This window comes from Vibrio anguillarum (genome assembly GCF_001989995.2).
GTDB lineage: Bacteria > Pseudomonadota > Gammaproteobacteria > Enterobacterales > Vibrionaceae > Vibrio > Vibrio anguillarum.
In genome coordinates, this window is sequence record NZ_JAHGUP010000070.1 from 1 (window position 1) to 7,052 (window position 7,052).

At 42.2% G+C, this 7,052-nt stretch carries 7 protein-coding genes; 3 read left to right on the forward strand and 4 right to left on the reverse strand.

Annotation, left to right across the window (positions count from 1 at the left end):
* Positions 1–57: 57 nt before the first annotated feature.
* The 3 genes from PL85_RS15005 (at position 58) to PL85_RS15015 (ending at position 2,844) form a co-directional block, all read left to right on the forward strand.
* Entirely contained in the window at positions 58–852 is a 795-nt protein-coding gene (locus tag PL85_RS15005; RefSeq protein ID WP_115339205.1) for an ABC transporter ATP-binding protein, read from the forward strand.
* Positions 849–1,814 carry an ABC transporter substrate-binding protein gene (locus tag PL85_RS15010; RefSeq protein ID WP_115339206.1) on the forward strand — a complete coding sequence of 322 codons (966 nt, stop codon included), beginning with the start codon at positions 849–851 and terminating at the stop codon, positions 1,812–1,814. Before PL85_RS15005 ends, PL85_RS15010 begins: the two co-directional genes overlap by 4 nt.
* A 70-nt stretch (positions 1,815–1,884) precedes the next feature.
* A complete protein-coding gene (locus PL85_RS15015; RefSeq protein WP_115339887.1) occupies positions 1,885–2,844 on the forward strand; it encodes a FecCD family ABC transporter permease in 960 nt (319 codons plus the stop codon).
* Between the two features lie 235 nt (positions 2,845–3,079).
* Here the strand turns inward: PL85_RS15015 and PL85_RS15020 are convergent, their stop codons facing one another.
* From PL85_RS15020 to PL85_RS15035, 4 genes are all read right to left on the reverse strand, one after another.
* Positions 3,080–3,655, reverse strand: a complete 576-nt coding sequence (locus tag PL85_RS15020) for a hypothetical protein (RefSeq protein ID WP_115339207.1) — start codon at positions 3,653–3,655, stop codon at positions 3,080–3,082.
* Between the two features lie 611 nt (positions 3,656–4,266).
* Positions 4,267–4,986: a hypothetical protein gene (locus PL85_RS15025; protein WP_115339209.1), complete on the reverse strand. Its 720-nt coding sequence runs from the start codon at positions 4,984–4,986 to the stop codon at positions 4,267–4,269.
* Positions 4,987–5,116: 130 nt separating this feature from the next.
* Positions 5,117–6,046 (reverse strand): hypothetical protein, encoded by a 930-nt coding sequence (locus PL85_RS15030; protein WP_115339210.1) that lies wholly within the window; start codon positions 6,044–6,046, stop codon positions 5,117–5,119.
* Between the two features lie 154 nt (positions 6,047–6,200).
* Positions 6,201–7,052 (reverse strand): hypothetical protein (locus PL85_RS15035; protein ID WP_214650111.1); only part of this gene is annotated, 852 nt, incomplete at its 5' end.

Consider the following 7,052-nt stretch of genomic DNA (forward strand, 5'->3'; position numbering starts at 1 on the left):
ACATAACGCTTAGGCGCTAGTGCAATGATGCAAAGGGATGAAATGGATCAACCCATAATGTCTGCCCGAGGGCTATGTGCCGATGGGGCTTCTGGCTGGCGAGCGGTAAATGATGTGACGTTCGACGTTTTCAACGGCGAGTGCGTGGCCATTATTGGCCCTAATGGCAGCGGTAAATCCAGCTTGCTGAAAGCCATGACAGGCGAGTACCAAACCGTGATGGGTACATTGATGATCGCGGGTGTTAGCGTGAATGCACTGCCGAGGCAACAAATGGCAAAGACCGTGGCCGTTGTCGCGCAGCATGAGCATGTTGATCCTCGCTTGAGCGTCAGTGAGTACGTTTGGCTAGGACGCGTGCCTCATACCTTTTGTTGCGGTAAGAGTGAGCATGAGAGGTCTGTTCGGCAAGCGCTTGAAGATGTCAGCCTTTCGCATAAAGCCGACCAACCTTTTGGCTCCCTGTCTGGGGGAGAGCAGCAACGGGCAAGTATTGGGCGGGCATTCGCGCAAGAACCCAAACTCTTGCTGTTGGATGAGCCCACAAACCACCTTGATCACCTTGCCCGCCTTGAGCTACTGACCTTGGTGAAACAGCGAGGCATTGCCTCTATTGCCGTCTTACATGATTTACCTCTGGTGACGCCCTTTGCCGACAAAGTGTTGCTCATGTCAAAGCAAAAAATGGTGGCTTACGAATCGCCCGACATCGTTATGCAAAACACATTTATCACGCCCGTTTTTGGCTTGAACGTTATCCCAATCAATCACCCACACATTAATTGCACGATTCATCACTTTGAAGCGGCGCAATCTCGTTTTCATTCACCCGCAGTAGGAACCCTCCAATGAAATTGTCTGTCATCTCGACGCTGTTCTTTTTTCTATCACCTATCGCTGCAGTCAATGCAGCAAATACCAACTACCCGGTTACCGTCGATAACTGCGGCAGTCCACTGACCATTGAGAAGAAACCAGAGCGTGCTGTTTTTCACGATATCAACATGACCGAGATGGCGTTTGCCTTAGGGCTTCAGGAAAACATGGTCGGCGTAACGGGCATCTCCGGCTGGTACAAAATGTCACCCTCTTTTGAAAAACGCTTAGGAAACATTCCTGAGCTCGCCCCCAAATACCCGTCGTTGGAAACATTGCTCGCAGCCAATACAGATTTCTTTTTCGCGGGATGGAATTACGGCATGAAGGTCGGCGGTGATGTCACGCCCCAGACGCTTGCACCCTACGGTGTCGACACCCTGGTCCTGACAGAAAGCTGCATTCATACAGGTGATCAAAGTGGCTCTGCCAACATGGAGTTGCTTTATGGCGACGTCATAAAGCTGGGGATCATTTTTGATAAGCAAGATGAAGCGCAAGCACTCGTCACCCAGTGGAAAGCCAAACTGAGTACCTTGGCGAACAAACAGGCCAGTGCTGGTACGCCTCCTCCGAACGTCTTCTTGTTTGACTCGGGCGAAGACAAACCCTTCACGGCGGGGAAATACGCCATGCCTAACGCCATGATTGAGGTCGCCGGGGGGCGCAACATTACGGATGACATGCCGACAAGCTGGGCGCGTACATCGTGGGAGAACGTGGCGCGTGCCAACCCCGATGTGATTATTCTTCTCGACTATCAAACGGTGAACAGCGCGGATTCTTTGAAACGCTTCCTGGAAGAACATCCACTCATGAAACACACGAATGCCGTGACTTCTGAGCGCTATGTAAAGCTGCGTTACGAAGAGCTGACGCCAGGGCCAGCCAACATCGAAGCCATTGAAAAGCTATCTGATACATTCTTCCCACAGTAAGGTGAAGGCAGCGTAACGCCGAATGAAAATCCAAAAATACCGGATGGCATGGCTGGTTGGCATCGCCGCCATGCTGTTCGCGTTCTCCATGAGTTTACAATTTGGCGCCGTGCCACTGACGTGGAATGATGTGCTTGTCGGGTTACTCTCTTTCAATGATGAAGAAATCAGCATGGCAAGCCGCATATTCATTGATTTGAGGTTGCCAAGGGCGTTACTTGCTGTGATTGCAGGAGCGGGCTTGGCCATGGTAGGCGCGGTGCTCCAAACCGCGACACGAAACGACCTCGCCGATCCTTTCTTATTTGGTTTGTCATCGGGTGCATCTGCGGGCGCAGTATTGGTGATCACGCAAGTGGGGGATGCCCTTGGCGTGTGGTCATTACCGATTGCAGCGTTCTGTGGCGGGATCATCTCTGCATCTGCGGTGCTTTTTCTGTTTTCGATGCAGAAAAAACGGGGCGACAACAACATTGTTTTGTGCGGCTTGGCGATCTCGTTTTTGTTTGGTGCGGTCACCAGTTTTCTGATTTATTCAGGCGACCAGCGCGCGGCGAGCTCCATCTTGTTTTGGACAATGGGAGGTTTGGGATTGGCCCGTTGGGATAACCTCTTTTTTGCCGCTGTTGGGGTACTGTGTTTGGTGATATTGCTACTGAAACGGTATCGCGAACTCGACACTTTACTAGTGAGCGAACAAACCACCCATTCTCTCGGCATCAATGTGCATCGCCTACAAAGCGAAGTGTTTCTCTGCTGCGCCTTTTGCACCGCATCGATCGTTTCACTCACGGGCGTAATTGGGTTTATCGGGTTGATGGTGCCTCATCTCGTCCGCCCCTTTTCAGGCATGACGCACAAGCTGGCACTGCCCTTAATTGCATTGTGGGGCGCGGTAATTTTGTTGCTGGGTGACGTTGTCAGTCGCACCGTGTTAGCGCCACAAGAACTGCCTGTGGGCATTGTCACTGCTGCATTGGGCGGCGTGTTTGTTCTCTATCTGGTATGGCGAAAGCCGCTTGACCACTAAGATATGCTGCTGTTCACATGCCACAGATTGAAGCGGTTTAGGGTCATTTTTTGGACAGAAGTGAGTTTGGAATATAAGTCGATCTCTACCTTTCGGATAACCTTTTGTATAGCAGAACGGTCGTGTGGACAAAGCTTTTCATCCCCAAGCAGTGATGACAGATCCAGTCTATACAGGATGTACCAATAACCATTCAGTATCTCTTTGGTGCTAGCGTATTTTCATTTGAAACAGGTTAGAAATGAGGCATTGATTTTACGATTTCAGGTATCCAAGAATTATTATATACCACTATTTGTACTCCCGCTGCGCGTAGATTATTAATATCTTCTTCTTTCAGAAGGTTAAATTCTACATACGGAGAATCATCATATTCATTAACTGAACGGTTAACTGTTATCCATGTTTCATTTGCTATATTCAATTCAATGGCATGCTGGTTATCATTTGTTTTCGTATCATGTTTGTCAAGAAGTAGGCTTATATATCTATTTTCCAATCCAGAAAAATAAACGACAAAGCACTTATCTATCTTGCTGTAGTGCCAACACATCCCGTCCACATGAGTAGTGTAGTGAGGAGGAATATTCATAAGTGCTTCAGAGTGTTTGATCCTTTCGTAACGCCAAAGAAAATATGCTTTATGTTTTGCTTTTCGTTGCCGTCTTTTATAATTTTCAATACTCTGATTTTTTCGTGTTGAGGTTATTTCTAATGCTTCATCTAAATAAGCGTGAACTAGTTTGTTTCTGAAAAAAACAAAAATTATAAGTAAAACTATAACACCCAAAAGAACTAACAGGAAATTCATAACTTATTGCTTTCATATGAGTTTAACGGCGGATTGTATGATTCGTCATTCTATGAAACCGTGAGATTGGTCTCAATTCCGAAATGTGAATTTAGGAGAGCCTGTATAACAATGCAGATGAAAATCATTGGTCAGAAATGTTGTTTATGAAGGTTGGGGGGGGAATTCCGCACATCAGTTCTGCGCGATCTGTCATTACTAAATGTCAGGCTATTTTCTGGCGGGGATTATCAGCGTTCTGTTGCGCAAACTCATTTTGGGGCATAAACGTGCCAGAACCTATCGGCCTAACACGGATTTGGACAATTCTGAGTCAGTGGTTTCTCTAAATTAGTAATTCATGGATTATCTGACGTATTGTAAACCTTTAAAATAGTGGCCAATTTCTCTCATTCACTACAAAGGGATTAACTGGGAGAGCGTAATACTTTAAAAAACAACAAGTAATAACTAACCGTATGATAATATTGACTTTGTCACAGCTGCACTCACCATGAGAAAACCAACGAGGCGATATCACTTCTAAAACTTATCAATTTACTTATATAGAGGCTTCAGGCTTGTTCAACACCCAGATAAGATGTCGGCTGCGCGACATCTATCCTTATTTGTTATATTTTTCTGACCGCAAAGCCTTCGGACTTTCTATATAAAGTACTGACAGATTTAGGCAACAACCCTAAGAAACCTTCTTTTAGACTGTCTTTAGCTACATTAATACCTTGCTTATCGCTAAACTCCCAAGCATCTGCACACTCACTACTTGCAGCATACCTAATTAGGTTTTCGATTAGAGAACGTACCGATGTAAATGCTTTATCTGCTTTCATTTGCTCTAGATTACAAACGATAGCATTGCTCACCGTAATGTCCTCGTCATCATCTGAAGGTGTTACATCGAGAATAAGAAGCTCATTTTCACCACTATATGTCCAGTTAGTTTTAGCTTCAAAACTTTCAACTACGTCAACTAAAGCAGAGTCACTGTAAAACCATGGTTCTCCATCAATCTCTATAATTTGCTGGACATCATTAAATTCAGTTGAGTTTTTGTAAGCTCCGAAGCCACAGCAAAATATATGGATATGATGTTTAGATCTTTTGTGGAAATAGTTCAATGAATTCAGAATTTCACTTTTACAGAACTGAGTGTTTGGATTACAGAACAAAACTGCGACGAGAGTATGCCGCTGCAATTTGGCATTCATCTCTGCCATTAGGTTTTCAGTAACACTGTCAATAGAGTCAAAACAATACCTACGCCCAGTCACTCGCTTTTCGTTTGCTTTAACTGTTCTTACAATATCTAAATACTTTACTGTTTCAATCATTCGAAAATCTCGATAAAAAATATAACGCCCGCTTCACGGGTAACTTATAGTGAAGCATTTTTGTGTGATACTGGCGCGCAGCGGCAACACAAAAATACTTAATGAAAAGTTGTCCCAGTACAAGCGCTTGTTAGCTTTCATTTGCAGCCAAAACAAAGTCACCGTCACTAATTCTTTTCATCATTGTAAATGGAAAATAATCGTAGAATTGTTCAATATCTTGAATACTCACTTTATTTATATTATTTAGATGCCCATCAGCTAATTGCAGAGCAATCATTTCCTTTGTGATCTCAGTAAAGGTATCAACTTCTGAAAGCAGCCATGTTTTCTGACCTCTTTCAAAAAGCTCGTAGGGTAATTCATCAAGGCTTAATTTTTCTCTGTCGTGATTTTTATCTTTATTGAGCTCTATTAAAATAAACTCAAAAAAGTCACAAAGATACGAATATAAGAGATGTGTATGAAAGGCAAAATAATTATCCGCGAAATTAATATTGTTATTACACTCATTCGAATACATGTAATGAGGCTGAATTAAGTCATCCAAATTAAAATCATATGCCTGAAAACAAATTCTATTCTTAACTTCATCGTCATTGACATAGAATGGGTTAACTGTAATGCCACCATGAACTATTTTATTTCTAACTTTGTTTAAGTCTCTATACCATCCTAGCTGTAGGGCATCAAAATTATCGGCATAACCCTCAAATTTCTTTTCCAAATATTCATACTTATCACCTGATTTTTTATTGGGAAAAATAAGCTTATCTGCTATTTGATAGGCAATATCCCAAATGGTACTAATCTTGTAATAACAATATTCAACTGAACTAATACTGACCACAGATGTTTGATTATACTCTTTAATAAAGTCTTCATCTTTTTGTACCTTATTAATATGAGCAATGGTATAAAATAGTTTTTTAAAATTTGTTTGTAAATTTTTAAAAAGAAATTGAATCTTCTCATTATCTAGAAGTTCTGGTTCGTATTTATTCAAATACATCATGATTTTATAAGTTGGACTATCAACTCTTTTCGCATTTACATCCATTACACGATCCTACTTGAAAGCTAACATTCTTAATAACAGGCTGTCTCGTTTTTCTGTCTGCCTGACTTTCCATAAACTTATCATAACTCACTAAAAATTAGCGCAAATACTCTATAACCTAACATTATATTTCTTTCTCAACTCGTATACCGTTTTAAAAAGTATGGGCGAGCTCCACGCCAGTTACAGAGAAGCCTGACATCAACGGTATTTTTACTAAGTACAGTTTATACCCACTCATATCTTGTCCCCTCAATTTTTCTTTTGCCGAGTCGATTCGTCCTGTGTAAAAGTTTTCAAGCTCGTGTTCTTCATGCTTTGGAACATAGAAACAAAATATAGATGCCTTTTTTTGCTCCTCATTTGAGAATACAACTGAGCCAGATTTGCGTTTAGTTACAAGGTTCTGCTCTTGTTTGGTTACCATGTCTTTTAGCTCTTTTTGCCCTTGTTTATTAAAAAAGCAAAACGTCTTAGCGCACTCAAATCCATTCTCATACTGACACATTTCATGGACTAGCTTGCTAAAAAATTCATGTGTATATAACTGAGGTTTTTCACCATTTTTCAAATAAAAGTCATCAAACTTATCGGAGTTTGGTTCTATTGCAACAAGATCTATTCCCTCATCGTCAATGTTTTCTATTCCTCTTAATCTATCGGACAGATAATAACCGAGCCAATCCAGCTCATCATGAATGTACATTTTCTGATTATCCGAACTTTTAATCCTCCGATGGATATAGTCTAAAAAGTCATGAGGTTGAGGGAGCATGTCAGTAACTACATACAAATCGAATATGTTAATTGCCCACGGCATGTCTGAAGGACGAAACCTTCCTGAACTCATGACATATTGAGGGTTACTAGTAAACTCATCTAATCTCTCTTGACTAATAGGGAGTAGTATTACATCTGTCACATCTGTTAAATCTAAGTCAATAGCCCTCCCGTTCTCATCTCTCAAGTTAGGGGCATGAGACACATGATCTGCTCCAGCCAGACT

What these genes read in the sequence shown, in the direction of transcription:
- PL85_RS15025 (WP_115339209.1), bottom strand. Translation starts at nt 4,986, where the DNA reads ATGATTGAAACAGTAAAGTATTTAGATATTGTAAGAACAGTTAAAGCA.
- PL85_RS15015 (WP_115339887.1), top strand. Translation starts at nt 1,885, where the DNA reads ATGCTGTTCGCGTTCTCCATGAGTTTACAATTTGGCGCCGTGCCACTG.
- PL85_RS15030 (WP_115339210.1), bottom strand. Translation starts at nt 6,046, where the DNA reads ATGGATGTAAATGCGAAAAGAGTTGATAGTCCAACTTATAAAATCATG.
- PL85_RS15005 (WP_115339205.1), top strand. Translation starts at nt 58, where the DNA reads ATGTCTGCCCGAGGGCTATGTGCCGATGGGGCTTCTGGCTGGCGAGCG.
- PL85_RS15010 (WP_115339206.1), top strand. Translation starts at nt 849, where the DNA reads ATGAAATTGTCTGTCATCTCGACGCTGTTCTTTTTTCTATCACCTATC.
- PL85_RS15020 (WP_115339207.1), bottom strand. Translation starts at nt 3,655, where the DNA reads ATGAATTTCCTGTTAGTTCTTTTGGGTGTTATAGTTTTACTTATAATT.